This is a genomic window from Ensifer sp. Root127, assembly GCF_001425225.1.
In the GTDB taxonomy this organism is placed as follows: Bacteria; Pseudomonadota; Alphaproteobacteria; order Rhizobiales; family Rhizobiaceae; genus Ensifer; species Ensifer canadensis.
The window spans coordinates 1-25,076 of record NZ_LMDX01000017.1; the positions used below are offsets into that span (position 1 = coordinate 1).

A 25,076-nucleotide genomic window follows, 5' to 3' on the forward strand; every position below is an offset into this window, starting at 1 on the left:
GGCGGTCGACCGGCTCGGCCGAACAGCCGCCGCTCCAGCTTTGCATCCTCGTCCGCGCCGACTGGCAACGGCCACGAAAGCCCGGCCTCCCGAGCTCGCAGCAAATAGGTCGATACCGAGCTCTTGCCGATCTTCAGCCGCTCGGCAATCTCGCGCACCGAAAGACCCTCTTCGTGGGTCAGGCGCAGAATGGTCCGGATATCCCTCACTGTCGTTCGTCTTGCTTGCTTCCGTCTCGGCATCGGCCCCTCTCAACGTTGTCGTGAGAGGCTTAACCAACAAGACGGCGCAGCCGCGAACCAACCGTCAAACCGCCGCCGGAAAACTGTCCGGGATTTAGCGGAATCACTGTCCGGGAATTACTGAAAACTGTGTCCGGAGATTACCGGAAACCCTGTCCGGACTTTACCGAAACCCGCANAAAACTGTCCGGGATTTAGCGGAATCACTGTCCGGGAATTACTGAAAACTGTGTCCGGAGATTACCGGAAACCCTGTCCGGACTTTACCGAAACCCGCACTATGACGGCGGTTCGCGCTCAGATGCCGCCCGATTGGGCAGTGTGACCCTGCAGATCGGTGAGCGATGGGGTGGTGCGCTGTGCGTTTCAATGCTGCGTATTCCGGTGATGCCGGACGGCTATTCCAATCTGAAGCCGGACAGGTATTCCAATCTCATGCCGGACACGATTCCGATTTGAAGCCGGACAGTTGGCGTGCCCCTGGGTCGTATGTGTTTTTGACCTGAACCGCGTTTCGCGGTCAAGCCGGGGCTGCTTGACCGGTGGTCACGGCTTTCTGTTTTCGCATACTCTCGCCGCTGAGCTCGATGCGATAGGCAACTTGTAAAAGGACGCCGTGCTCATCCCGTGTTCCCGGCAAAGCTCAGGCACTGGAACACCACCTTCTGCCTAGGATCGCAAGGATTTGGGGTTCGCTAAATCTGCTCGTCTTCATCAAAATCTCCTCGATCATATTGCCGAGAAAATTCTACTTTTGAACCCGGTTAATGCGCGGGAGGATTACCAAACTACTGCTGAGTGGCGCGATTTTCGCTATTCCAAAGATCGCCAATCGAAATTGACAACAGCTGGTTCGACAGAGCGGTAGGATTGGATGCGAGATTGATTGGAAGTACAACACCCCAATCAATCTCAGAAACACGCTCTTCCTGAGCACCAATGCTGAAAACGACCGGTGGTATCCTTTTCTTCAAAGCCATTGAGAGCGTGTAACAAAACGTTTCCGGCCAAATACTCGGTATCAGCAAGAGGTCGGGTTTGATTCTGTCAAGTAGATCCATAGCGTCCGTCTCCGCCGCATACCTGCCCCAGACAATCATTCCCTGCGACACGAGGTAATCGTCGATATTGCTGTAGCCAATCAGATGGTATTCGATCGGCAATTCCTTGTTTTTTGCATCAGCCACCAGGCCAGCGAGAACGTCACTGCCCTTATGTGGCCCAATGGCGCCAACAACCGCTATCCGAGTTATACCGTCCACTTGGCGTCTGACGGCGATCGTCGTGTCAGGCAAGTGATCGTCGTGCGGAACCACATTAATTTTCAAGAATGGAAATGCTTGTTGATAGACCTCCCTTGCCGCAGCACTAGGAACCTCTACGTTGCGCACACTCTGGAAAAATCTAGCGTAGACGTCCAACCGCTCTTTGGGGTCACAAGCATCAACACTACCGGAATGATCAGTCATCAAACTCCACTGCCTGAGTGCGGTGAGGTCTGGAAGACCAGCGAAAACATTGTCCGGTCGAATTAATTGATAATGATGACTTATTGGAGAGTAGTCGTGCCCGATGAACGTAATCGGGCATTTCGCAAAGACAATAGCCTCAAGAAATTGCTTGTGCCATTCCCAGCTCAGACCAGCAAAACTGTTGACATGGAAGACCTCTGGCGAAAGATCTCTGATCAACCGCAACAAGAATTTCCACTCGGTTCTGAGGTCTATGTCTGTCAAGTTAGGTACGAATAGTTCGCCGTCGCCAGGCACTTCAACGGTTGCAAAATTCACGTCATGCACTCGCAGCACGACACATTTCTTGCCTCGAGATCGAAGGATTTTCTGGGTATGTTCCAAGTAGGTATCGATACCACCGGACCACTTGTGAGTGATGAACAATGTGCATCCTGCCGAGCTGAGAGCTAGACGTGTGGCATCCAAATTGCGTCGCATATGCAGCTCGGGGTCAGCAGCGATATGATTCCGGATCAGCCTAGTATAATTTGGGTGTTTATACTCCAAAGCGGCTTGGCCCCTTGCAAGATTTTCGTCTTTCGTGCTGGAGAAAGAGACCGAGCCGGTATGATAAACGAAAACATCACCAGCGATGATGTTTCTATAGCCGGCATTGAGAGCCCGCATACAAAAATCGTTTTCCTCGCCGTAACCAACTTTAAAAGTGCTATCGTCGAGCATGCCGATTGTGTCGATAACAGATCTTCGAACGTAGAAGCAAAAGCCTACTCCCGTGGGCGCTTCCACAGACAAGCCTGAATTCGACTGTGCGGCCAGCTGATCTAAGAGCTGTGGCGCTATCTCCAAGGCGTGGTAGTTGTCGTGGTTGATTCGCGGATAGCTGCAGATGGTAGCGTTGTTTGATAGTGGGGTAATCGTGGCAATCCGTGCGTCAAGATCGGCATGTTTAATTAAGCGGTCGAACCAGCCGGTAAAAACGTAAGCGTCAGAATTCAAAAGGACTACATCCAGATCGTGCGACAGGTGCCGCAAAGCGTAGTTGATGCTTTGAACAAAACCTCTATTTATATCGCTCTCAAAATAGTCGAACAGATTGCTGTTTGCGAGCTGAGAGAGTTTAGCTGTCAGTCTCTCATCAGGACTGTTGTCGTTTATGATCAAGAGGCTATAACATTGGCCAGCGCGGGACGATAGCGCGTGGTATATGGAGGTCAGCGTTTCTTCATACCCCTTGTAAACAGGAATGATCACGACCGCTCGGGTACGTGGCGTTCGTTTTGCAGCCTCCACACTAGCCCAAGCAGCCTCATCAGGCACGTAAGGAGAGAACCACAATTTGTCGCTAATTGCATTAGCGATTTCACCGGATTTCTTCCCATTCATAACAAAGTGCGCAAGCGGAAACTCTCGTTCGGCAATTGATTTGTTCTGCTGTAAATAATACCCATGGTCGAAAAACTTAGACGGGTTGCGACCCTCCTTCCAACCCCAAAGAAGATAGTGAATGTCGCCATCTTTTGTATGAGATCGTACGTCCGGGTTTGACGAGAGGTAGAACTGAAGGTCAAACTCCGCGTTCATCGCAGCTTCGATATCTCTGAAGCTGGATGTGGTGCCAATCAATTCTTGCAACGCCTGAGCTGTCTGCTCATTGGGATTGGCCTGAAAGGCTCTTCGAAGGGACTTGTATTTCTCCCAAAGGTTCGTATGCCTCGGTAGAAGGCCAAGTTTACTAAGAATTGCCTTGGCCGGTTTCCCCGCGCGCGTTTGAAGAGAGGAGACGCTGATACCGACAAACTCAAATAACGATCGCAATAGTCACCTCCGGACAAATCGACACGACCTTGTCGAAACGTCAATAAGTTCAGAAAATTGAAGGAACGCAATAACTGATTCGATGAGTTGGCGCCGAAAAAGTGGAGTGTTCCAGCGTAAAGGCCCAGCCGCACTACGGGCCGACCCACTTGCACTCCTCCACAGCCACGCCAGCGCTCAACTGTTCGCTAGGTTCAAGAGGTTCTTACCGTACGCCGTCTTGGAGAATAGCGTTCCGTATTCAAGCAACTTTTCTCGTGAAATCCAGCCATTTAAATAGGCTATCTCCTCGATACACGAAACGCTCGTTCCCTGTCGGTGCTGAATGGTCCGAACGAACTCAGAGGCCTCGAGAAGGCTATCATGCGTCCCAGTATCAAGCCAAGCAAACCCGCGAGACATTCGTTCCACATAGAGTTCGCCGGCCTCCATGTAGATCCGATTGAGATCGGTTATTTCGAACTCGCCGCGTGCCGAAGGCTTCAGATCGCGCGCATACTGAACAACCCTGTTGTCGTAAAAGTACAGACCCGTGACGGCCATGCGGGATTTGGGCAGCCTTGGTTTCTCTTCAAGAGAAACCGCCCTCCCTTCGGGATCGAGCTCAACGACACCATAACGCTCGGGATCATCGACTTCGTAGGCGAATACGGTGGCGCCGGTTTGGCGGTCTTGAGCGCTAGTAAGGAGCCTTCGCATTCCGGCGCCGAAGAAGATGTTGTCTCCGAGCACGAGTGCGACATTGTCATCTCCAATGAAATCGCCCCCGATGGTAAATGCTTGCGCTAGGCCGTCTGGGCTCGGTTGGACAGCATAGGAGATACTTAGGCCCCAGTTAGACCCGTCTTGGAACAGGCGCATATAGTTTTCAATATATTCCGGTGAGGATATGATGAGAATCTCCCGGATGTGAGCTAGCATCAGGACCGATAATGGATAATAAATCATCGGTTTATCATAGATTGGGATAAGCTGCTTGTTGACAGCAAGCGTTGCGGGATGAAGCCGCGTGCCTGATCCACCGGCTAGGATGATTCCCTTCATTGCAGTTTCTCCGCGGAATGATTATTGTCTGTTCTTAAGTTCAACTAGTGTCTCCGCAAGGGCTACATCCCAGGGACGTGGACAGATCGAAAAATCTCGAACGATCTTTTCGGTATTTAGAACTGAATTGGCGGGGCGCTTGGCAGGTGTTGGATAATCGATAGTGGAAATTGCATCGACAACAGGCACCTTATTACCTGTTGACGCCAATTGGCGGAAGATCTCCTGCGCGAAGCCGTACCATGTCACGGCCCCCTTATTCGCAAAATGATAAGTTCCCGAAGGCGACGAGGGATCGCTGGCCAAGCGAACAGCAATGGTCGCGAGAGCAGTGGCGATATCCTTTGCAGAGGTCGGGCAACCATGTTGATCATCCACGATGCGCAGCCGCTGCTTTTCCCCAGCCAGGCGCAACATGGTTTTGACGAAGTTGTTCCCGTTCGCCGAAAACACCCAAGACGTCCTCATGATCACATGCCGCGGATTGCCGGTCCGGACCGCCAGCTCCCCAGCGGCTTTCGATGCGCCGTAAACTCCGATCGGGCTTATCCAGTCACTCTCGACATAGGCGCCGACCTTTAAGCCATCGAAGACGTAGTCCGTGGATACATGCAAGAGGGGAATTCTAGCTTTTCGTGTAGCTTCGGCGAGCGCTGCTGGAGCTAGGGCATTCACCCTCCACGCAGCCACCATATCGGCCTCGGCCTTGTCGACGGCAGTGTACGCGGCCGGGTTGATCACCACGTCGAAGCCGCCGGTTGAGACGAATTCACCGATCGCGTCAACATCAGTCAAATCGAGCTCTGCTCGCGAAGCCATCACAAGCTCAACACCCTCCGGCCAAGATATTTGGCTAAGTTCCGCGCCGACCTGACCAGACGCACCAGTAGCAAGAATTCGCATGTATTATTTCGCCGCGGTTAAATTTCTAGCAAAGATATCGGCGTGCCATCATACGGGAATGGACTGTCGAACTCAGAAAGAAACGGAAGCGCTTCATCCTTCACACTTAAAATGGGCCGAGTGCCTTGCACTAATGGCCAGCTAATATTGATCGTTGAATCATCCCAACGGATCCCACCATCATTTGCTGGAGAGTAAAAGTTAGTAACCTTGTACGTCACTTCAGTTGAAGGTTCCATGGTCATGAACCCGTGCGCGAAGCCGACCGGAACAAAAAGTTGGCAGCCATTCTCCGCCGAAAGCTCCGCCGCCACCCATTTGCCGAAGGTTGGCGAGTCGCGGCGAACATCCACGGCAATATCCACAATCTTCCCCCGAACGCAACGTACAAGCTTGGCCTGCGCGAATGGAGGTGTCTGAAAATGGAGCCCTCTCAAGGTACCTACCGGCGCTGACAGGGAGTGATTATCCTGTACGAATTCGTCGTGAACACCAAATTCGGAAAATGTCTTCTTGCTATAAATCTCAGAAAACCAACCACGATCGTCCCCAAAACGCTTCGGACTGATCAGCAAAACTCTCGATGACATGAATACACTCTATAATACTCTGTTAAAACTGAGCCTAACACGGACGGTTAGAATTGGTCCAGCCCCGACTGCGGGACTTCTCGTGCAGCCTTATAAGAGGCCGAGACGGCCACCGCTATAGTTGTTTCGCAATGGCGCCCACCACCAGTCATTCTCAAGATACCACTGCACAGTCTTCTTGATGCCAGTCTCAAAGGTTTCATGAGCCTTCCAACCAAGTTCGTTTTCAAGCTTGGTTGCATCGATTGCGTAGCGTGCGTCGTGTCCCGGGCGATCCTGCACATACGTGATTAACCGGTCGCGCGGCATACTACCTGGGCGAATCTCGTCCATCAACGCACATATCGCCTTCACCACATCGATGTTGCGTCGTTCGTTGCGACCGCCAACATTGTAGGTCTCGCCGATGCGGCCGCGTGCGGCGATAAAATCCAGCGCGCGGGCATGATCGTCGACGAATAGCCAGTCGCGGATGTTGGCGCCATCACCATAGACCGGTAGCGGCTTGTCTTCGATCGCACTGATGATCATCAGCGGGATCAGTTTCTCAGGAAAATGGAAAGGTCCGTAATTATTGGAGCAGTTCGAGGTTACAATAGGCATGCCATATGTTCGAGCCCAAGCTTTGGCGAAGTGATCAGATGCTGCCTTTGATGCCGAATACGGAGAACTGGGATCGTATGGCGTGGTTTCAGCAAAAAGGCCGTCGTCGCCTAGCGAGCCGTAGACCTCATCGGTCGAGACATGCAGGAAACGAAAGTTAGACCTGTCTGAAGCTGGTAGCGACTGCCAGTAGGAACGGGCACATTCCAACACTGTAAAAGTACCGAGAACGTTCGTTTCGACAAAGTCGCGCGCACCGGTAATTGAACGGTCGACATGGCTTTCGGCGGCAAGATGCATGATACGATTGGGCTTGAAGCTTCTCAAAGCCTGAGAAATCGCGTGTCCGTCGCATATATCCGCTTGCAGGAATTGGTAACGCGGGTTGTCGGCCACTGCCTTCAAAGAGGTTAGTGTTCCAGCATAAGTCAACTTATCAACGTTGAGGACTTCGTAGTTCTTTTCAAGAATTAGATATCGGACCACTGCCGATCCAATGAAACCCGCACCACCTGTTACCAAAACGCGCATTTGGCAAGTTCTCCATTTTTGATCGCTAACGATCGACAAACACCTGGCTTAAAGAAAACGCCCTAGCGTTCGTCAAGTCCTATCTTCTTAGATCGTATTTTAACTTGTTAAGCCTTCTAGAGACCGTATGTTCGTAGGGTGAAGGTGGCCCGCCCCGCGGTAAGCTGAATTCGGGGGGTGCTCTGGATAGGCCGGAACCTTGCCCCGTGCTTAGCGAGGGCGAACCATGAAAGACGGTAGCGTAATTTTCATCGGCTTGGATACGTCGAAGTTGAAGATTTCGGTGGCCATTGCCGAGGGATCACGCAACGGCGAGGTGCGGTTTTTCGGCGATATCTCCTCGGAGCCGACATCAGTGGCGTCGATGGTCAATAAGCTTTCCAAGCGCGCAGCCGGAACTGTCGTCAGGGTGACATTTTTTGCACCGTCGGTTATTGCGGCATCCATGGTCTGAGCCCGATTGCGCGACGCGGCTCGTTGCCAAGCCAAATCCAACTTATATACGGTTCACTGTTCGAAACAGCGGCACCAACATCCCGCTTGCGGCGGACAAGGGCTCAGGAGGACGAGACCATTCTACGAGACGGCATTTCATTTCGAGCCAAGCAAAAGTTCGGTTCGTCCACCCGGATCCGCCAGGACTGATCGGGTCCTGGAAGATTGCAGAATTCAGTTCGGGTAACCGATCAGACGGTCTTTATAATCGCGCCCTCGATGACGACGCCAGCATTGACGTATTTCCATAGCGCGACGAGCAGCTTGCGGGCGAGCGCGACGATCGTCGTCTTCTTGAGACGGCCGCCGTTCTGTTTGACCCGGTCCTTGAACCACACGGTCAGCGCCGCGTGCGGTTGATGACGCAGCCACAGCCAGGCCATCTGGATCATTGTCGTTCGCAGCCTTGGATTGCCTGATTTCGAGACCCCCTGGTCGTGATCGACCGAGCCACTCTGCCAGGGTGTCGGCGCAAGGCCGGCATAAGCGGCAACCTGTCGTCGGTTGTCGAAGTGACGCGACAGCCCCTCCGACCAGAGCACGGCGGCAAACTCCGACCCGATGCCTTTCACGGCGAGCAGCATCGCCGGTGCTGGCGAGACGACCTGTGTGGCGGCGAGCATGGCGTCGCGGGCCGCCTCGATAACCTTGATCTGCTCGAGCAGTAGTTCCAGCCGATCGAGTTCGCGGCCGATCTGTGCCTTCAAATGTGCCGGCAGCGGACGGCCGTCGCCGGTCTTACACTCCTCCAGGCGCGTGCGTCGATCGCGGCGCAGCGGCTCGTAGTCGGATACGCCCTGGCTGAACAGCAGGCCCTTGATGCGGTTGACGTGGCGCACGCGCTCGTTCGTCAAGGCCTGGCGCTCACGCGAGAGGCGGCGACGGTCCTCTTCCTCGGGCATCGGCACCCGGAGCATGGCGCAGACGCGCGGCTCGCCTCTCTTATAGGCGAGCAACGCGCGCACCAGCGCCTCGCTGTCAATCAGCATCCAAAATTCACCCCTTATCGGCATCCAATTTTGGCTCTGACGCAGATTTGATGCATCACTTTCATGTCGCACCGATCAGCCGGGCTTGAAGAAGATCGAGCTTTCCGCGTCCGTACATTTGGCGTTTTACCAGCTTGAGCTTGGTGATCTGCCCTTCGGTCTGCCCATTGGACCATGGTGAGGCGATCGCCGCTCGAACCGCCTTAATGTCTTTCACTACTCCGTTGCCAAAGGAGGCGACCAGACTGTCTCGGGCGCGGTCGATCCACGGCATGAGCTGGCTTTCCATTTTGCGCCGAACCATCACATGGAAGTCGGTAATGATATCGCGAGCCGCAATGAGCAGCGGGACGCCGCTTTCGATCGCGGCGATGGTGACGGTTTCGGATTTCGTCAAGTTGTCTCTGTTGGTTGTTAGGAGGCGAGCAATCGTCCTGGCGGAGGGAGTGCGGGTCAACGTATCCGCGTCCGCCTTGTCGGCCCGCTTCCGCCGTGTGGCCCATTCACTCACGACTCGGCGCGAACCGCGAAAGCCCTGTGTTCTCAAACGCCGCCATAGTTCAGTGCCGTTCCGCCTGCCGGCAGCCCATTGTGCGTCGAGCAATTCCAGATACATTTCCAACGAACTTTCTCGGGACCGAAAGACATCGTTTCGTTGCCCTCTGAGCACCTGGCGGACCAAGCCGCGGCTATGACCGGTGCGGCGCACGATTTCCTTGATCGTCATGCCGTCCTTCGACAGCGCCATGATGGCCGCGTTGGTCTGCTCCCGTCGGAGATAACCTTCGTATTGAAGGCGTTCTGCCGCAGTCAGCAGCTTCGGATCGACGCGCGTTGCACCGAGCGTCTTGCGGATTTGCCGCATCGATTTGCGGACCGCGTCCAGGAATGCACGACTGGCATTCTCCATCAAATGCCATCGATCAGCGACCTGCACGGCATCAGGCAACGCCCTTGCGGCTGCCAGCCCGTAAGCGCCGCCACGGTCGCGGGCAACGATTTGGATTTGGGGGTTCTGCCGCAGCCAAGCCTCCGCCGTCGCTGGCTCGCGGTCTGGCAGCAGACTGACCGGCCGCCGCCGTTCCAGATCACACACGATCGTGCCGTAGCGATGATTGCGACGCCAGGCCCAATCATCGATGCCAATCACCGAGGGTGGGGCTGATGGCGGAAGGCCTTGCCTGCGGATGACGCGTAGCAAGGTGTCGTTGCTGACGGGAAGCATCAGACGTTGGGCAAAACGGGCCGCCGGGCGTCCACCAAGCGCGAGGGCCAAGTGATGGACAACATGCTCGAGGCGTCCGGTTCGTCTGGCATAAGGCGGCAGTACATCGCCAAACCGCTCGGCGAATATCTGTCTCCCACAAAGCACGGCATCACAAGCGAACCTCCGAGTCCGCACGAGAAGTCTGACGCGCCTTCCTGATAGGGGAAGGTCCGCGACCTGGCGGCAATAGCGACTTCGGACCGTTCGAGACATTCGTCCGCACGCTGGACAAGCCGCCGTTGCGTTGGTTCGGGAAAGCAGGATGCAGGTCTCATCGCCGACGCGCGTAATGCGTTCAGCAATGAAGCCAGCCGGGACCAAATCAGAAGCGCAGAGCTTCGTGCTCATCATGCTGATTCCTTTGTGGAAACCAGCAACACAGCATCATTACGACTGCATCAAAAATGAGTCAGAGCCAAATTTGCACGCCGAAACACACCTCGCCGTCGATCTTATCGGTCTTGGCCCGCCGCCGCCGGCGCGAGGTGGCAATCGAGGTCGGATCGACGACGTAGCTTTCGATCCCCTCGGCCTCCAGCACGCGATGGATCCAGAAGCCGTCGAGCCCGGCCTCCTGGACGACAATGATCGGAAAGCACCGGCCGGTTCGCGTCCGCGCCTTCCTCTTGAGTTCGGCAAAACGCGCCAGCATGCCGGCGACGTCGCCGGCGGCCACCGCGTGCTTAGACATCTTGTCGCCACCACCCGGCGACAGCGAGGTGACAAGCCATTTCGATTGGCTCAATTCCAATGAGACGAAGATTGCGCCAAGATCAGTCCGGATAGCGGTCGGCACTTCGGATCGGTGAGCTGCAACAGGCATGCTTGCCTCCAAGGTAGGGTGTTGTGGTTAAGCGACCTCACTTTGCCATAGCGCTGGTCGCTATCCACCCTCCTCATAGGATCTATGAGGCGGGTCCCACGGGGTACGGTCTTTACCGTCAGATTATCGAACTTGGACATGACTGCATGGTCGTGGCGCCGTCCCTGGTGCCCAAGCGTGCAGGTGACCGGGTGAAGACAAATCGCCGGGATGCCATGAGCCTGGCGCGTCTGCACCGGGCGGGCGAGCTGACCGCGGTCTGGGTTCCGGATGGAGGCCATGAGGCGATCTGCGACCTGGTACGGGCGCGCTAGGCGGCCAGCGACGCGCTGAAACAGGCACGTCAACAACTGCGGTCTTTCCTGTTGCGTCATGGCCGGATCTATACCGGCCGCAAACCATGGACGCGCCCATACAAGATGGCTGACGTGCCAGGCCTTCGATCATCCCGCCCACCAAATCCTGCTGGCGGAATATTGCCAGGCCATCGAGGACGCCGGCGTGCGCCTAGATCGGCTGACCAAGCTGGTAGTCGAAACCGCGGTATCCTGGTCTATGGCCCCGGTTGTGGCCGCCTACCAGGCGATGCGCGGTGACCTTGCCCCGTTGAAATAATCCATTTTGAAGTAAGCTCTGGCCCATTGAGAGGACCAGAGAATGAAGCGCAACCGTTTCACAGACGAACAGATCATCGGCATATTGAAGGAGCACGAGGCAGGCACGACAGTCTCGGAGCTTTGCCGCAAGCACGGTGTCAGTGACGCCAGCATCTATAAGTGGAAAGCCAAATTCGGCGGCATGGACGTGTCCGAGGCCAAGCGGCTGAAGACGCTAGAGGACGAGAACGCGAAGCTGAAGCGGCTTCTGGCGGATGCCATGCTCGACAATGCTGCTTTAAAAGACCTTTTGGGAAAGAATGTATGGTCCGCCCCGTCCGTGCAAGGGTTCGCGACATCGCAAATGACGATTCCAGTTGCATAAATGTATCCGGCCTCTCGCGAGTGGGCTGCGGTTGCAGCCTGTGCTGTCGTCTCGTCGGCACGGAGCTTTGATGATGTTTTCAACACATCGAGCAGTCGCTGATGACTGGCCGTAGGTGCCAGGCGGCGCGACCGACCCAATCGGCGAGCGTCGAGCGGTCGAGATCGATCCCTTGCCGCTTGTAGATTTGCGCCTGTCGATAGAGGGGCAAGTGATCAGCGTATTTGGAGACCAGCACCTGGGCGACGGTTGCTTCCGTTGGAATGCCACCTTCGATCAGCCGGGCGGGAGCGGCGGCCTGAACGACGACAACTTCGGGCGTCGAACAACCAGAACCCGGAACTGAGCCGGAACGATATCGAGCTTCTCGCTGACAACATCCTCTCGATCCGCAATAGCCTCGATCTCTCTCGTGACGTCGCCAATGCGTTGCTCCAATTGGCGTAGGTCTGCGAACAGGTTTCCGAGCAACTTGCGCATGGCAGGCGACAGGTCGTTTGATAAATCGTTAAGGGCCTGCCGCAGGTCAACCTTGAACGGGCCTGCTCCCTGCCGCAGCGCTAAGCCGTATTCGAGGCAGAAGGCTCGCATCTGATTGATCAGGCGTGTTCGCGTGCCGATCATCTGGTCTCGTACACGGTGCAATGCCTGAAGATCAGCCTGCTCTTCGCTTTTGATCGCTGCAAACCGCATAGTCGGCCGCGTAGCTGCTTCAGCGATGGCCTCCGCGTCGATGATGTCACTCTTGTTCGACTTGACGTAAGGCTTCACAAATTGTGCCGGGATCAGACGTGCATTGTGACCAAGCGCCTGGATCTTTCTGGCGATCCTCTGATCCGGCACAGGATTCCATCCCTACGACCGCAGGTGCTGCACGCTCGAAGAACTGCAGCAGCGTATCGCGTCGGAAACGAACCTTTTGGACTGGAACTCTGTCGCTTCCTAAGCCAATGACGTGGAAGATGTTCTTGCCGATATCAACTCCATAGACAGCCGCAGGGCGCGGCACATTGCGTTCAGGCATTTCAACGTCCTTTGGTTTAGCCGCCTCATGCTGAGGCAAGAGGGCGAGGCGGACCATCCCATTAGTGGTGACGCCCGCAGCCCAGCGGAACGCTGTCGCGCATCTGATGAGCCAACATGGGATGAGTGACCGGCGGGCGTGTAAAGCCATCGGCTTTTGCCGAATGACGATCCGTTATGAAACCAGCCGCGGCGACGATCATGGCCTTCGCGAGCGAATGAAGGCGCTGGCACATGAACGCCGCCGCTTTGGATATCGACGCATTCATGTGCTGCTCAGACGGGAGGGACAACTTGTGAACCAAAAGAAGCTCTTCCGGCTCTATCGGGAGGAGAAGCTGACGGTGCGCAAGCGCGGCGGCGGGAAGCGAGCGATAGGCACACGAGCACCGATGCTGATCCCGATGGCAGCCAATGATCGTTGGTCGCTGGACTTCGTGTCGGATCAACTCGCCGATGGACGCAGGTTCCGGGTTCTGACGGTCGTCGACGATTGCACCAGAGAATAACTGGCACTCGTCGCCGATACATCGCTTTCCGGTCTGCGGGTTGCCCGTGAGCTTGACCAAACCCAGGATGATCGTCAGTGACAACGGTAGCGAGTTCACCTGCAACGCAATCCTGCAAAGGGTGCCCGCTAATAACGTGCGGCTGCGTCTTAGTCATCCGTTGAGGCTTTTAGGCTGAGGCGCCGAAACTGAAACGTGCTTATGTTCAAGCCCGTAAGTTCATATCCGATATTCACACCGCCGACTTTGTAGTCGGAAAGCCGTACAGAACGGAGGAACCCCTTTTTACTGGCTATTTCAATGGCCCTCCTGGCGTAGGGCAGAATGTCACCATGAAATTGAACCCATTCACCTAGGTGAGTGCTTCGGTTTGACAGTTTCGATGGCGGTATGAAGTAAATTAGCCTCTTGGTTCCGAGATCAATTTGTGTTCGATCACGTTCCGAAGTTTGGAGTGCGTAGCGATCATCATAGGTGCTAATCTGAAGCCAGACGTATTCTCCGTAACCGGGGCTCCGGCGATTTAGGTTCTGGATCGTGAAATTTACCGGGAAGATAATCGCGTGCCTACTGGTATCGTAACCAGGTTTCTTGTTTGGGTCATCATAGACTCTGCGGAAGTCCAGATTAAAGGTGAGGCGCTGCATGCGATCGAGAGAAGGGATGTGCCTCCCATACGTTCCCGGTGCCGCAATCGTTTGCTGAAGTATGAGGTTTGGCAGCGCCGCTCTGTTGCTATTGTATTTTCCGCCTAATTCACTGTCGCCGCTAACAGCAAGTTCAACGCGTCCATCAGGGTAAACAACAAGTCGTTTATCGGGGGTTGACCAACCATATCCGCCGTCGAAGCGGCCGCCGCCCCCGAGATTACTTCGGCTTCCCCATTGGGCGAGCTCCCACACCGGTTTTACGTCCGCCATATCGGGGCGATCTGGGCTCTTAAGTTGATATCGGCTCGCCTTGGCGCACAAAAAGTCGCCGTCTGGGTTCCTGCAAGCACGAATAGCCAGAAAGCCGGCTTTAAAGTCTGGGTCTGCTATTAACTCGCGCCCTCCGAGGGGTTTTTTGTGGCTCCAAACGTTCATCAGGCGCTCTGCGAAAGCAGGATGTGCGCCCTTCCATTGAATCAGGAGAAGTACTGCGGCAACTAGTGCCAAAGTGGCCCATTTACTCATTTTCATCCCATCTACCCATTCTGTAAGCCTGACGATAGCAAGGCTTTCACATCATTCCACCCACTCATGCGACCCGCACACGCCATCCCAATCTAGCCTATCTGCCCGCTTCAATGGTTTCGGAAAGATAGGCGATGATCGGAGAGATCTTTTAACGAAAAGGAAAGGCAAAGCTCCGAGCGGGCGCCTGGTGCGCGCGGCTGGACAGACGCCACACCGGTGACGGTGAAAGGATCTTGAGGAAACTGCCGTCTCGATAGCAGCATGGTTCAAGCTATCACGTCCGCGGTCCGTGAGGACGACTCCGTCTGAATGAAAAGGCGTCTCTTGGCAAGCCCAGGATCCAACTGACCGCGCAATAAGTGGCGAACACGGTCGCGTTCCACGCTGCCTGGGTAATGTCTTCTGAGGTCATTCGCCTCGGTTGAGATTCGGCCGATTTTGGACACTCACGCTTTCGTGAGCGTTGCGTAGATTCGCCGTGGAAGGTGGCGAATGTGGCTTGGAGCGACGTGCTTGGGCCTTACCCAATTGCTCCTTGGTAAGCACCTCTGTGGTTGCCGCCCATTTTGCCACAGGTTTTTGACCTTTCTGGTGAGTAATCGAGTGCGCACCTCTGTCAGACCTTTGATTGCCGCATCAGAGGCCGCTGGCCGCTATGGTGATCTGCGGACAGGATCCAATCCCGATTCCGAGCTTGTGGGCTCTCGCGCTTACGCTGGTTTTCCCCGTCCAGATCTGTTCGATCATTTGCCCATTCGGGTCGCCGACTTCTTACACCCCACCTCGACGTGAGGTCGCTTTTTGCTGCATGACGTTCATACAGCCGCCGCCTTCGCCGGATCCCGATAATCCTCATTCTTTGTCAGCATGGCCCAAATTTGCCGCACCATCCTGTTAGCAAGCGCAATCGCTACCAACATCCGCAGCTTCCTTCCCAGCATGCCCGTAAGCCACGAGCCTTCGGGTAGAGACCTGCGTCCCAACCAATTCAGTCGCGATATGGCGCCAATGATCAGGAGATTGCGGATGTCGGCCTGACCAGCCTTCGACACCCGCCCGTGCCGTTCTTTGCCGTCGGGCGAGTGCAGGCGTGGGACGAGCCCCAGCCATCGCGACCGCGCCGGAAGTTTGTCATCTCTGGAGCGAAAGCGTCGAATGCTGCTTCGGCACAAGCCCAAGCCATGCTCAGAAGTGGCGACCCGACTTGAAGTCGGAGGGTTCTCTCATGGAGGAAACTAAGGCGCTGGCTGTAACGACACCGACGCCGGGAATGGTCATCAGCCGGCGGACGCATCACTCCATTACAACCGGCATCAGATCGCGATCAATACGGAAGAACCTTGTTTGACCTCCCGGAGTTGTTCAACGAGATCTCGTAGAGTATGGCGAACCGGCAGGGAGTTCCTCGAATTCCTCGTCTTCATTGTATGCGCCGCCTACATCCCATTGATTCCGTGTGTTTCTGAGCATTGAGGTATCTGCCACAAGGTTTTCGGCAAGAGCTGGAGATTGGGGATGGCAGATGGTGAGGGATTTGTTGGGCGCTGTGAAATTGTCGAGCCTCGTCGTGGAAACCGGCGATGGCCCAATGCCGTGAAGGCGCGGATTGTTTCGGAGAGCCTTCAGCCTGGAGTTAGGGTCGCTGACGTTGCGCGTCGTCATGATCTCGTTGCGCATCAGCTTTCTTGCTGGCGACGACAAGCACGTCAGGGTCTTCTGGCGCTGCCTGCCGAACTGATGCCAGCCATTGAGGACGGGTCTATCGAACCTGCCTTTGTGCTGCTGGCGATCGCAACGGAGTCGAAGGAGGTTGCCGATGCGTCGCCGGTTCCGGAGCCGGTCGAGATCACATCGGGGATCATGACAGTAGAAATAGGCGCAGACCTCGTGGTGAGGGTTCCCGGCGATGTGCCGGTTGATCGGGTTGCGGCCTTGGTGCGGGCGATGCGAGGGACAGCATGATCGTCGCGGGCCAACGCTTACCGATCCTGATCGCGACGCGGCCAGTGGACTTCCGCTGTGGCCATCAGGCGCTGGCATTGATGGTGCAGACCGAGTTGAAGCTTGATCCGCATTCCGGGGTCACCGTGGTCTTCCGGTCGAAGCGCGGGGATCGTTTGAAAATCCTGGTCTGGGATGGCACCGGAATGGTGCGAACAGGGCAGCTTTGCCTGGCCCAAGGTGCAGGATGGAACGATGCGGCTGTCACGTGCGCAGTTTGAAGCGTTGTTCGAAGGGCTCGATTGGCGACGAGTGATGGCGCGGCGGGTGGCACCGCCAACTGCGGCAGGATGACTCACTGGCTCGATTTTGGCATTGTTTTATTGGGCTTTTCTGCTTGATTTGCTATAAAGCTGCATGTCGCAGCCGATCGATCTCAGCCAGTTCCCGGACCTTCCCGTCGAGGTGTTGAACGCCTTTGCGGCGGTGCAGTTCGAGCTGTCGGTGGAGCGTGCGGCACGTCAGCATGAGCAGGCGGTGGTGGCCGAAAAGGACGCCTTCATCACCGAGCTGAAGGAGCTGATCGAGAGGCTGGAGGGCCAGGTTCAGGACTACCGCCGTACGAAGTTCGGGCCGAAATCGGAAAAGCTGGATCCAACGCAGATGGAACTGGCGCTGGAGGACCTGGAAACGGCGATTGCCGAAACACAGGCCCAGATCGCCTTCGTCGAGGAAAAGATCGCGGCGAGCGGACCCGATATCGGCAAGGACGCCCCTCGTAAACTGCGCAAGACGCGCGCGCTGCCTGAGCACCTGCCGCGGGTCGAGCGGGTGATCGAGCCCGACAGCATCGCTTGCCCCTGTGGTTGCGGCAACATGGTGCGGATCGGCGAAGATCGGACGGAACGGCTCGATCAAATTCCGGCTTGCTATCAGGTGATCGTCACGATCCGCCCGAAATACGCTTGTCCCAAGGGCCGCACGGGCGTGGTTCAGGCCAGAGCGCCGGCGCATTTGCTGGAAGGTAGCTGGCCGACCGAAGCCCTGTTGGCGCAGATCGCCGTGTCCAAGCATTCCGAACATATGCCGCTCAACCGTCAGGCGACAGTCATGGCCCGGCACGGAGCGCCGATCGACCGCACCGTCCTGGCAGATTGGATGGGCAGGACGGGTGCTGCGATCGCGCCGGTGGTAGACCACATGGCCATGATCCTGAAACAGGGCAGCTCAAGGCTCTATGTCGACGAGACCACGGCCCCGGTGTTGGATCCGGGAGGCGGCAAGACCAAAACTGGCTATCTCTGGGCGGTTCTGCGCGACGACCGCGGCTGGAACGGCTCTGCGCCGACTGGCGTGGTCTTCCACTACCGGCCTGGGCGTAAAGGCGAATATGCCGCAGAAATCCTCGACGGCTTCAACGGCACGATCCAAGTGGATGCCTATGGTGGCTACTCGCACCTCGCCACGCCGGACCGCACGGGCGGCGATCCGTTGAAGCTGGCCTTCTGCTGGGCGCATGGCCGCAGAAAACTGATCAAGGCCAAGCCAAAGAAGGGTTCGCCCATCGTCGACGAGGCGTTGTTACGCATCGCCGCTCTTTACAAGATTGAAGACGGCATCCGAGGCCGTGATCCCGAATATCGCCGGGATGTCCGCCAACACCTGTCCCGCCCATTGGTGGATGAGTTCTTCACCTGGCTGTCCGCTCAAGCCGCGCGCGTCTCGCGCAAGTCCGACCTCGGTCAGGCTATGGCCTATATGCTCAAACGCCAGGATGGCTTCCGACTGTTCCTCGACGACGGCTGCGTCGACATCGATTCAAACCTGGTCGAAAACGCCATACGCAGCCCGGCCATGAACCGCCGCAACGCGCTGTTTGCCGGGCATGACGAGGGTGGCCGAAATTGGGCCCGCTTTGCCAGCCTGATCGGAAGCTGCAAAATGAATGGTGTCGAACCCTACGCCTACCTGCGAGATCTCTTCATCAGCCTCGCCAACGGTCATCTCGCCAAAGATATCGACGCACTCATGCCGTGGGCCTATGCGCACCGCCGGATCAGCGCCTCACAGTGAGCTCGCCCGGGACTCTTCGATGAGCTCACAGGACATCCGCAAGCGATAGACCTGACCGCTGCAACCGCAAAATCAATGGGGTGGAGACGCCGCATACTCTTTTCATTGAGTTTGTTCAGAAGCGCAATGGTGTGGGCCCGGTCTAACGGTTGGTAGTGATCCCAACTACATCATAACATTGCTGCGCCTGTCTCCGTTTCTATCGACGAAACCGATCCAGGCGGTTGTCCGCAATGTATTTCTCGCAGATCTCGAGCTCGTGGGCGAGTTCGCCGATGCGGCGGGCATTGTCCCGAGTCCTGGCGAGCTCCAACTCAACCTTTAGTCGATCCCTCTGAGCGAGATAGCGTTTTGCGAAGTCGGCGGCGCGTTTTGCAGCGTCGGTCATTCTCACGAATTCCTTTTAAGTCCCTGCCGGCGTGGTGCCGCAGGAGCGTTCTATCACACCCAAATCGGAAGGTGCATTATCAATATGAACCGACGCACGCGGCGGCCCTTGCACTCGTCAAACAGTGGGAAGTCTTGTAGACGAAGGCTTATTCGGAACTCGCTGACGTCCTGACCACTGGCTACGGCCACACCAGCGCGAGCAACATAGTGATAACTGGAGCGCAGGAAGGAGGGATCTTGGACGATCTCGCCACGTTCGAGCAGCGGGTCGCGCGCCTAGTTGCCACTCACAGACAACCGGTTCACGGTATCGTCTCCCGAGATCTCAACACCGGTAGGCTTCACTCGTCGATGCTGCTCAAAAAGCTGAATGAGGGCGACTATGACGCCGTGCCCGCCGAACTGATGAAGTGGGTTTATACTGGCGGCAAGCGTGTGAAGGGTCTAATCAACCTCGACCGACCGAGGCTGGATTGGGGCGCAAAACGAGTTCGTCTCAACCAACACGCAACCGGCCGCACCGAAGGCTCCCAACTCGTGACAAAGGAAAACGTCAGCTGGGTTGCCGGCGTCCTTTCGATGACCGCATTCGCCTTCACCGGCACTGGTCCACACCAGTGGGCCGGGGACCTGGTCGTTGCATTCGTGGTCGGTGCAGTCCTCTTTATCCGTAATTGGCTCGGTCCGGCATGATCACCTGGCCGAAGATCCTCGGCGGCGCGCATCCTTGCGACAATCGCCGTTCCCAACGCGCCTGCACACCAAAGGCGGTGCGTGTCCTAAACCGCGTTATGCCGGCGCCTACACCTAAGGCCGACTACAGTTTCGGCACACCCCGACGGACTGTGCGTCCGCGCGGCAACGCTGACTGTTGCCCTGCATGCTCATCCAAAGCGAACGGCCGTGGAGTTGAAGCGGCACGAGCGTCATCGGAAGGTCCAGCGCTGCTGGAAGCGCGGGCCGTGTGGGGCAATGCGGCACAACATCTTAGGGCTCGTTATGCGGTCGGCACTGGCCGTCAAGAAGCCCGGTACATCTGCAATCGTGCCCATATCTATAGTGGGAAACCGATGCGGGTGGATCGCTAGGCCCCCCGTTGATGGAGCCATCGGGATGCTGAATTGGCGCTAGAAGTCCGAAAGCAGTTTCAAGCTCGCCATGAAGATCCAGACCCGCTGCGCCGTTGCGCGATCGAACGCGACCAGACGGGACCTGATCTCAACGCCGTTTCATTATGGTTGATCCCAACAATCGCCCCGTCGCCGACACGCTCGAAGGCGATTGCAACGAGAAGCTCCGCATATTGACCAATGCCCGCGACGGCCGTGAGCGCGGCCGAGAGCACAATCAATTCATCCTCGATAAAGCTGTCCATGAGCGATTGGTCGCAATGACGGCGAACTTCCACAAAGTCTGGTAGATCCCGACAGCCAAAACCGCGAACGAAAACGGCTGCTGGCACACCATTGAGGATGTCACTCTCTTAAAGCTGCCGACGGAAGGACCATTAAGCTTCACGTTCGCTTAAAGGGAAGCAAAAGCCAGACGTTCACCACCATGAACCCGAAATCCTCCGCTAAGCAGATCAAGACAAAGCCCAGTATCGTTGAACTGCTCGGTAGGCTTTTCGATAATTGCAGGGAGCGAAGACCGTCCACTTCATCACTTGATAAGGAACAACCGGCTGTCAATTTTGCGATTGACATCGTCCCAGTATTGCCTACAAATCCGGGTATTCCGAGGGGAGCACTTCACAGTGCTGAGATGGCGGTGAGCCGGACCCTTGAACCTGATCCGGGTCATGCCGGCGTAGGAACGGGAAAAGAGCCTCTTTCGGCAATCTAATCACGTCTTCGCTTTCACCTGGGTCTCCGTGATGTTTTGTCTGGAGATCGATCGATGCTGTCTTTTGCCAAGTTGCCGCCGGATGGCGGGTTTGCGTTTCGTCCGGGTCGCTGCGTCGGCTGACCGGCGATGCGCCTGGCGTTTACCTTTGGCCGTAGCCTTGTTGCGCTTGCTGTCCTTTGGCAGGCGGCGGTGTTTGTTTTTGCGCTGCCGCGCTATCTGTTACCGACGCCGGTCGAGGTGCTGGCCGTGTTTGCGCGACAGCCTGCATTTCTGCTTGAGCAGAGCCTTGTGACGATTGCCGAAATGCTGGCCGGCCTCGCGGTTGGTACGGCGTTCGGCGTGGCAACGGCTATCGGACTTGCGGCTTTTCCGCGGCTCGGAAAGCTTGTCTGGCCCTTTGTGCTCGTCCTTCAAGCCTTTCCCGTCTTCGTCATCGCGCCATTGCTGGTGCTGTGGTTCGGCTTCGGCATGGTTTCGAAGATCGTGATGGCGGCGATCATCATCTTCTTTCCCGTTGTGTCTGCGTTCTCGGACGGTCTACGCCGTACCGATACGCAGATCCTTGATGCCGTTGCGCTGACCAAGGCGAGCCACTGGCAGGCGCTAAGGCTCGTGCGACTGCCGCTGGCGTTGCCGGGGCTGGTCACCGGCCTGCGCGTTGCTGCCCCCTTGGCACCGCTCGGCGCCGTCGTTGGCGAGTGGGTAGGCGCTTCGGCCGGCCTCGGCTTCGTTATCGTCCAGGCAAATGCCCGCATGCAGACCGATGTCGTCTTCGCTGCGATGGCCATTCTTGCTGTGCTTGCCGTCGCCCTCAGGCTACTCGTCGATGAGGCAACACGTCCACTCGCGCACTGGGTGCGGGAAACCTGAACTTCTGAGATCAATTGGGAGAGTTCAAAGCATCATGATCCGCAAATCTCTGCTTTCCGCTAGCCTCGCTCTCGGCGTCGTCTTTTCAGCCGGTTCGGCAACGGCCGCCGAAAAACTGACGGTGATGCTGGAGTGGTTCGTCAATCCCGACCATGCGCCGATCGTCGTCGCGAAGGAGCTCGGCCTGTTCGAAAAGGCGGGGCTCGATGTTGAGTTGGTTCCGCCCGCCGATCCTTCAAGCGTGCCGCGTCTCGTTGCAGCGGGGCAGGCGGATATCGGCGTGCATTATCAGCCGAACCTGTACCTTGACCATGCTGCAGGCCTGCCTCTGGTTCGCATCGGCACCTTGGTCGAGACGCCGCTCAACACCGTCACCGTCCTTGACGACGGTCTGATCCGAAGCCTTGCCGACTTGAAGGGCAAGAAGATCGGCTTTTCCGTCTCCGGTTTCGAGGATGTGATGCTCGGACATATGCTCGCCTCGGCCGGTCTCAAGAAGGAAGATGTCGAACTGGTCAACGTCAACTTCGCCCTGTCTCCGTCGCTGATCGCAGGCAAGGTCGATGCAACGATCGGCGGCTTCCGGAATTTTGAACTGACGCAGATGCGGCTCGAGGGGCAAGAGGGCCGGTCCTTCTTCCCAGAAGAGCATGGCGTGCCCGTTTATGACGAACTCGTCTTCGTCACCGACAAGGCAAAGGTTGCCGACAAACGCTTGCGGCCTTTCCTGGCCGCGGTGGAGCAGGGTGCGATTTTCCTTACCAATCATCCGACTGAAGCTTGGAAGCTGTTCGTCAAGGCTTATCCGAACCTCGATGACGAACTCAACCGCAGTGCATTCACGGACACGCTGCCGCGCTTCGCCAAAAGGCCGGCGGCGCTCGACCGTGGCCGCTACGAGCGGTTTGGCGCTTTTCTCTCCGAAAGCGGGTTGATCGGCAAGGCACCGGCTGTCGACGATATCGCGGTGGAAATCCGATGACGGGTACATCGGACTTCGTCGACAGTGTTGCCGCATCGCTGGCGCTTGTGCGGCAGCGGCGCCCCCGCGTGCATTGCCTGATGAACACGGTGGTGCAGAAGTTCGTAGCCGATGGGCTGGCAGCTCTGGGTGCGATCCCCTCGATGACATCGGCCCTGGAAGAGGTCGAAGCTTTTGCCCAGCGAGCCGATGCGCTCGTCGTCAATCTAGGTACGCTTGATGAAGAGCGACGCACGGCGATCCGCTTGGCAACAGTCGTTGCGCGCCACGCCAATAAACCGTGGATCGTCGATCCCGTGCACTGCGACTATTCGCCGTCACGGCTCGCCTTCGCCCGAGAACTCATCGCGTCCGAACCTTCAGTTGTTCGCGGCAACGCCAGCGAGATGGACCTTTTTGGGGAGGTCAATGGCGCGCTGAAGATCAAGACCGGGGCAGTCGATGAACTCACACTGGATCTACATACGATCCGGGTTGAGAACGGCCACCCCCTCATGGCGCAGGTCACGGGTACCGGGTGCCTCTCCGGCGCCTTGATCGCAGCTTTCATGGCCGTCGAGCCGGATCGACTGAGGGCCGCCACGGGTGCATTGCTGACAAGCGGCATCGCCGCCGAAATCGCCGCGCGAAGCTCGAATGGCCCCGGGACGTTCGAAGCAGCCCTCCGCGACGCGCTCGCAGCGCTGCGCCCAGAGGATATCATTGTCAATGCGAGGATTTCCCATGCCGAAGGTTGACTACCGCCTCAACGCCCTCGTCGATGCACGCCTTGGGGACAAGGCGCATTTGGCTGATCTGGCGCGCATCGCCGCGCTCAATGGTGCGACGCTGATCCAGTATCGCGACAAAACGAGCTCGACACGGGAGATGATCGAACAGGCGCGGGCGATCTGCGCTGCTCTTTCAGACACCGGAGTGCCCTTCGTCGTCAATGACCGCATCGATGTGGCGCTCGGATCGGGCGCTGATGGCGTCCATCTCGGCCGGGACGACATGGACGCAGCCACGGCGCGCTCGATCATGGGCGATACCGCGATCATCGGCCTGACGGTCAAGAACGAAGCGGACGCTGAGACGGCGATTGCCTCGCCGATCGACTATGCTTGCATCGGCGGGGTCTATGAGACGCTGTCGAAGCACAACCCCGATCCGCCTGTTGGCCTCGAAGGGTTCGCCAGACTTCGTGCCATGCTTCTGGCGGCCAAGCCGAACCTGCCTGTCGGAGCCATTGCCGGTATAAATGCACAGCGCGCCGCGGACGTTGCAGTTGTCTCCACAATCTTCGCCGCTGTGGATCCAGCGGCGGCCACGCGCGAATTGGGCGCCTGTGTCGATAAGGCGCTGAGGGAGGCTTCGCGATGACCGCCATTGCAGTCACCATTGCGGGCTCGGATTCCGGTGGCGGGGCGGGCATCCAGGCAGACCTCAAGACCTTTTCGGCTCTCGGCGCCTATGGCGCGAGCGTTATCACCGCGATCACGGCGCAGAACACCAGGGGTGTCACGGCGGTCGAGGATATCTCGCCGGCAATTGTCGAAGCACAGATCGATGCGGTGTTTTCGGATCTCGCCATTGGCGCGGTAAAGATCGGCATGGTGTCCCGCGGCGAGACGATCGCGATCATAGCCGACGGACTCCGCCGATACGGCAAGATGGCCGTGCTCGATCCTGTGATGGTCGCCACATCCGGTGACCCGCTGCTACGCCCCGATGCGATTGCTACTTTGACCGAGCAGTTGGTGCCACTGGCGCTGATCGCCACGCCCAACCTGCCGGAGGCGGCATTGCTGACCGGGCGCGCGATCGCGACGGATGAGGTGGAGATGGCCCGGCAGGCGGAGATCATTCTGAAGGCCGGCGCGCGTTCGGTGCTAATCAAGGGCGGACACGGGCACGGCCCCGAGGCGACGGATATCTTTTTCGACGGAGGAGACCCCGTCCGATTGACGGCGTCGCGCATCGAAACGACGAATGATCACGGCACGGGATGCACGCTGTCGGCGGCGATCGCTGCCGGGCTTGCAGGCGGAATGTCAATCGCAGACGCCGTCATTGCCGCCAAGGTTTATCTACACGGTGCCATCGTTGCCGCCGGCGATCTCAAAGTCGGGCAGGGACGGGGACCAGTCCACCACTTTCACCGCTGGTGGCAGCCCGATGTTCGCTAGCGCGGCGCAGGCGTTTTCGCTGCAACTGGAGCGAACGCTAGAGCTTGCCGGAGCGTTTCTGCTTGCGCTCCTGCTCGTCACCATCACGCTCACAGTTGTTCTCCGATATGCGGCGGCAAGTGGATTTACCGGGGCAGAGGAAGCGGCGAGCTGGTTGCTGGTGGCACTTGTCTCGGTCGGGTTGCCACTTGCCTCGACCGCTGGGGGATTACGGATCGATCTGTTCGAGGGGGGGAGCGGCGTTTGGTCATGGCCACGACCATGCGCAAGTTTTACGCCGCTCGTCGCAGTTCGTTGGGGGCGGCAACACCGAATCGTGGCTCTGGCCTAGGCGCA

At 57.3% G+C, this 25,076-nt stretch carries 22 protein-coding genes, 10 pseudogenes and 1 riboswitch; of the genes and pseudogenes, 15 read left to right on the top strand and 17 right to left on the bottom strand.

The window, feature by feature from the left end:
- The coding region (locus tag ASD03_RS18775) for a sigma factor-like helix-turn-helix DNA-binding protein (RefSeq protein WP_156407983.1) at positions 1-242 on the bottom strand (242 nt) is incomplete at its 3' end.
- 321 nt (positions 243-563) lie between these two features.
- Between ASD03_RS18775 and ASD03_RS39710 the strand changes: the two genes are divergently transcribed.
- Positions 564-701 (top strand): hypothetical protein, encoded by a 138-nt coding sequence (locus ASD03_RS39710; RefSeq protein WP_162250513.1) that lies wholly within the window; start codon positions 564-566, stop codon positions 699-701.
- 141 nt (positions 702-842) lie between these two features.
- Here ASD03_RS39710 and ASD03_RS39055 read toward each other — a convergent pair.
- From ASD03_RS39055 to rfbB, 6 genes and pseudogenes are all read right to left on the bottom strand, one after another.
- A pseudogene (locus ASD03_RS39055) lies at positions 843-957 on the bottom strand (transposase); the annotation flags it as partial.
- 73 nt (positions 958-1,030) lie between these two features.
- The gene (locus ASD03_RS18780; protein WP_057214891.1) at positions 1,031-3,532 is read right to left on the bottom strand and encodes a glycosyltransferase; all 2,502 of its coding nucleotides are present in this window, start codon (positions 3,530-3,532) and stop codon (positions 1,031-1,033) included.
- A gap of 177 nt (positions 3,533-3,709) precedes the next feature.
- The gene (gene rfbA / locus ASD03_RS18785; protein WP_057214894.1) at positions 3,710-4,576 is read right to left on the bottom strand and encodes a glucose-1-phosphate thymidylyltransferase RfbA; all 867 of its coding nucleotides are present in this window, start codon (positions 4,574-4,576) and stop codon (positions 3,710-3,712) included.
- Positions 4,577-4,597: 21 nt separating this feature from the next.
- On the bottom strand, positions 4,598-5,479 hold the full coding sequence (gene rfbD, locus ASD03_RS18790; protein WP_057214897.1) for a dTDP-4-dehydrorhamnose reductase: 882 nt from the start codon (positions 5,477-5,479) through the stop codon (positions 4,598-4,600).
- Positions 5,480-5,496: 17 nt separating this feature from the next.
- A complete protein-coding gene (gene rfbC, locus ASD03_RS18795) occupies positions 5,497-6,069 on the bottom strand; it encodes a dTDP-4-dehydrorhamnose 3,5-epimerase (RefSeq protein WP_057214900.1) in 573 nt (190 codons plus the stop codon).
- Between the two features lie 90 nt (positions 6,070-6,159).
- On the bottom strand, positions 6,160-7,203 hold the full coding sequence (gene rfbB / locus ASD03_RS18800) for a dTDP-glucose 4,6-dehydratase (protein ID WP_057214903.1): 1,044 nt from the start codon (positions 7,201-7,203) through the stop codon (positions 6,160-6,162).
- Between the two features lie 226 nt (positions 7,204-7,429).
- Between rfbB and ASD03_RS41280 the strand changes: the two are divergent.
- Positions 7,430-7,591, top strand: a pseudogene (locus ASD03_RS41280) (IS110 family transposase); the annotation flags it as partial.
- Positions 7,592-7,889: 298 nt separating this feature from the next.
- Here the strand turns inward: ASD03_RS41280 and ASD03_RS18810 are convergent.
- The 3 genes and pseudogenes from ASD03_RS18810 to ASD03_RS18820 all read right to left on the bottom strand — a co-directional run.
- A pseudogene (locus ASD03_RS18810) lies at positions 7,890-8,681 on the bottom strand (IS110 family transposase); the annotation flags it as partial.
- A 67-nt stretch (positions 8,682-8,748) separates the two neighbouring features.
- On the bottom strand, positions 8,749-10,302 hold the full coding sequence (locus ASD03_RS18815; RefSeq protein ID WP_057215304.1) for an ISL3 family transposase: 1,554 nt from the start codon (positions 10,300-10,302) through the stop codon (positions 8,749-8,751).
- A 91-nt stretch (positions 10,303-10,393) separates the two neighbouring features.
- Positions 10,394-10,777, bottom strand: a pseudogene (locus ASD03_RS18820) (IS110 family transposase); the annotation flags it as partial.
- An 83-nt stretch (positions 10,778-10,860) separates the two neighbouring features.
- On the opposite strand from ASD03_RS18820, the pseudogene ASD03_RS18825 reads away from it, so the two are divergent.
- Both ASD03_RS18825 and ASD03_RS18830 read left to right on the top strand, forming a co-directional pair.
- A pseudogene (locus tag ASD03_RS18825) lies at positions 10,861-11,371 on the top strand (IS110 family transposase); the annotation flags it as partial.
- A gap of 63 nt (positions 11,372-11,434) precedes the next feature.
- Positions 11,435-11,692, top strand: a pseudogene (locus tag ASD03_RS18830) (transposase); the annotation flags it as partial.
- Between the two features lie 107 nt (positions 11,693-11,799).
- Here ASD03_RS18830 and ASD03_RS40000 read toward each other — a convergent pair.
- Positions 11,800-12,139, bottom strand: a pseudogene (locus ASD03_RS40000) (transposase); the annotation flags it as partial.
- 258 nt (positions 12,140-12,397) lie between these two features.
- A pseudogene (locus ASD03_RS41285) lies at positions 12,398-12,601 on the bottom strand (IS110 family transposase); the annotation flags it as partial.
- Between the two features lie 245 nt (positions 12,602-12,846).
- Between ASD03_RS41285 and ASD03_RS18840 the strand changes: the two are divergent.
- Positions 12,847-13,405, top strand: a pseudogene (locus tag ASD03_RS18840) (IS3 family transposase); the annotation flags it as partial.
- Positions 13,406-13,439: 34 nt separating this feature from the next.
- Here the strand turns inward: ASD03_RS18840 and ASD03_RS18845 are convergent.
- The 3 genes and pseudogenes from ASD03_RS18845 to ASD03_RS41135 form a co-directional block, all read right to left on the bottom strand.
- A complete protein-coding gene (locus tag ASD03_RS18845) occupies positions 13,440-14,471 on the bottom strand; it encodes a hypothetical protein (protein WP_156407985.1) in 1,032 nt (343 codons plus the stop codon).
- An 812-nt stretch (positions 14,472-15,283) separates the two neighbouring features.
- Positions 15,284-15,646 carry a transposase gene (locus tag ASD03_RS41290; protein WP_348523271.1) on the bottom strand — a complete coding sequence of 121 codons (363 nt, stop codon included), beginning with the start codon at positions 15,644-15,646 and terminating at the stop codon, positions 15,284-15,286.
- 10 nt (positions 15,647-15,656) lie between these two features.
- Positions 15,657-15,749, bottom strand: a pseudogene (locus ASD03_RS41135) (transposase); the annotation flags it as partial.
- Between the two features lie 234 nt (positions 15,750-15,983).
- On the opposite strand from ASD03_RS41135, the gene ASD03_RS37185 reads away from it, so the two are divergent.
- The 3 genes from ASD03_RS37185 to ASD03_RS18865 all read left to right on the top strand — a co-directional run bounded on the left by ASD03_RS37185 (position 15,984) and on the right by ASD03_RS18865 (position 18,482).
- Positions 15,984-16,430 (top strand): transposase, encoded by a 447-nt coding sequence (locus ASD03_RS37185; protein WP_063997090.1) that lies wholly within the window; start codon positions 15,984-15,986, stop codon positions 16,428-16,430.
- Entirely contained in the window at positions 16,427-16,690 is a 264-nt protein-coding gene (gene tnpB / locus ASD03_RS18860) for an IS66 family insertion sequence element accessory protein TnpB (protein ID WP_082557336.1), read from the top strand. Before ASD03_RS37185 ends, tnpB begins: the two co-directional genes overlap by 4 nt.
- A gap of 136 nt (positions 16,691-16,826) precedes the next feature.
- On the top strand, positions 16,827-18,482 hold the full coding sequence (locus ASD03_RS18865; protein WP_057214923.1) for an IS66 family transposase: 1,656 nt from the start codon (positions 16,827-16,829) through the stop codon (positions 18,480-18,482).
- 199 nt (positions 18,483-18,681) lie between these two features.
- On the opposite strand, the gene ASD03_RS18870 is transcribed toward ASD03_RS18865, so the two are convergent.
- The gene (locus tag ASD03_RS18870) at positions 18,682-18,870 is read right to left on the bottom strand and encodes a hypothetical protein (protein ID WP_057214926.1); all 189 of its coding nucleotides are present in this window, start codon (positions 18,868-18,870) and stop codon (positions 18,682-18,684) included.
- Between the two features lie 239 nt (positions 18,871-19,109).
- Here ASD03_RS18870 and ASD03_RS18875 point away from each other — a divergent pair, with 239 nt between their 5' ends.
- Positions 19,110-19,565 carry a hypothetical protein gene (locus ASD03_RS18875; RefSeq protein WP_156407986.1) on the top strand — a complete coding sequence of 152 codons (456 nt, stop codon included), beginning with the start codon at positions 19,110-19,112 and terminating at the stop codon, positions 19,563-19,565.
- A 454-nt stretch (positions 19,566-20,019) separates the two neighbouring features.
- Here the strand turns inward: ASD03_RS18875 and ASD03_RS18880 are convergent, their stop codons facing one another.
- On the bottom strand, positions 20,020-20,247 hold the full coding sequence (locus ASD03_RS18880; protein WP_057214932.1) for a hypothetical protein: 228 nt from the start codon (positions 20,245-20,247) through the stop codon (positions 20,020-20,022).
- 355 nt (positions 20,248-20,602) lie between these two features.
- Positions 20,603-20,705, top strand: a riboswitch (TPP riboswitch).
- Positions 20,706-20,846: 141 nt separating this feature from the next.
- Between ASD03_RS18880 and ASD03_RS18885 the strand changes: the two genes are divergently transcribed.
- Genes ASD03_RS18885 through ASD03_RS18910 form a run of 6 tightly spaced genes read left to right on the top strand, consistent with a single transcriptional unit; the run spans position 20,847 to position 25,071 of the window.
- On the top strand, positions 20,847-21,590 hold the full coding sequence (locus tag ASD03_RS18885) for an ABC transporter permease (RefSeq protein ID WP_057214935.1): 744 nt from the start codon (positions 20,847-20,849) through the stop codon (positions 21,588-21,590).
- A gap of 37 nt (positions 21,591-21,627) precedes the next feature.
- Positions 21,628-22,572, top strand: a complete 945-nt coding sequence (locus tag ASD03_RS18890; protein WP_057215308.1) for an ABC transporter substrate-binding protein — start codon at positions 21,628-21,630, stop codon at positions 22,570-22,572.
- A complete protein-coding gene (locus ASD03_RS18895; RefSeq protein WP_057214938.1) occupies positions 22,569-23,309 on the top strand; it encodes a hydroxyethylthiazole kinase in 741 nt (246 codons plus the stop codon). Before ASD03_RS18890 ends, ASD03_RS18895 begins: the two co-directional genes overlap by 4 nt.
- Positions 23,296-23,934 carry a thiamine phosphate synthase gene (gene thiE / locus ASD03_RS18900; protein ID WP_057214941.1) on the top strand — a complete coding sequence of 213 codons (639 nt, stop codon included), beginning with the start codon at positions 23,296-23,298 and terminating at the stop codon, positions 23,932-23,934. The genes ASD03_RS18895 and thiE overlap by 14 nt, the downstream gene beginning before the upstream one ends.
- Positions 23,931-24,740, top strand: coding sequence for a bifunctional hydroxymethylpyrimidine kinase/phosphomethylpyrimidine kinase (thiD, locus tag ASD03_RS18905; RefSeq protein WP_057214943.1), 810 nt, complete (start codon positions 23,931-23,933; stop codon positions 24,738-24,740). The genes thiE and thiD overlap by 4 nt, the downstream gene beginning before the upstream one ends.
- Positions 24,730-25,071, top strand: a complete 342-nt coding sequence (locus ASD03_RS18910; RefSeq protein ID WP_057214946.1) for a hypothetical protein — start codon at positions 24,730-24,732, stop codon at positions 25,069-25,071. Before thiD ends, ASD03_RS18910 begins: the two co-directional genes overlap by 11 nt.
- Positions 25,072-25,076: the final 5 nt, after the last annotated feature.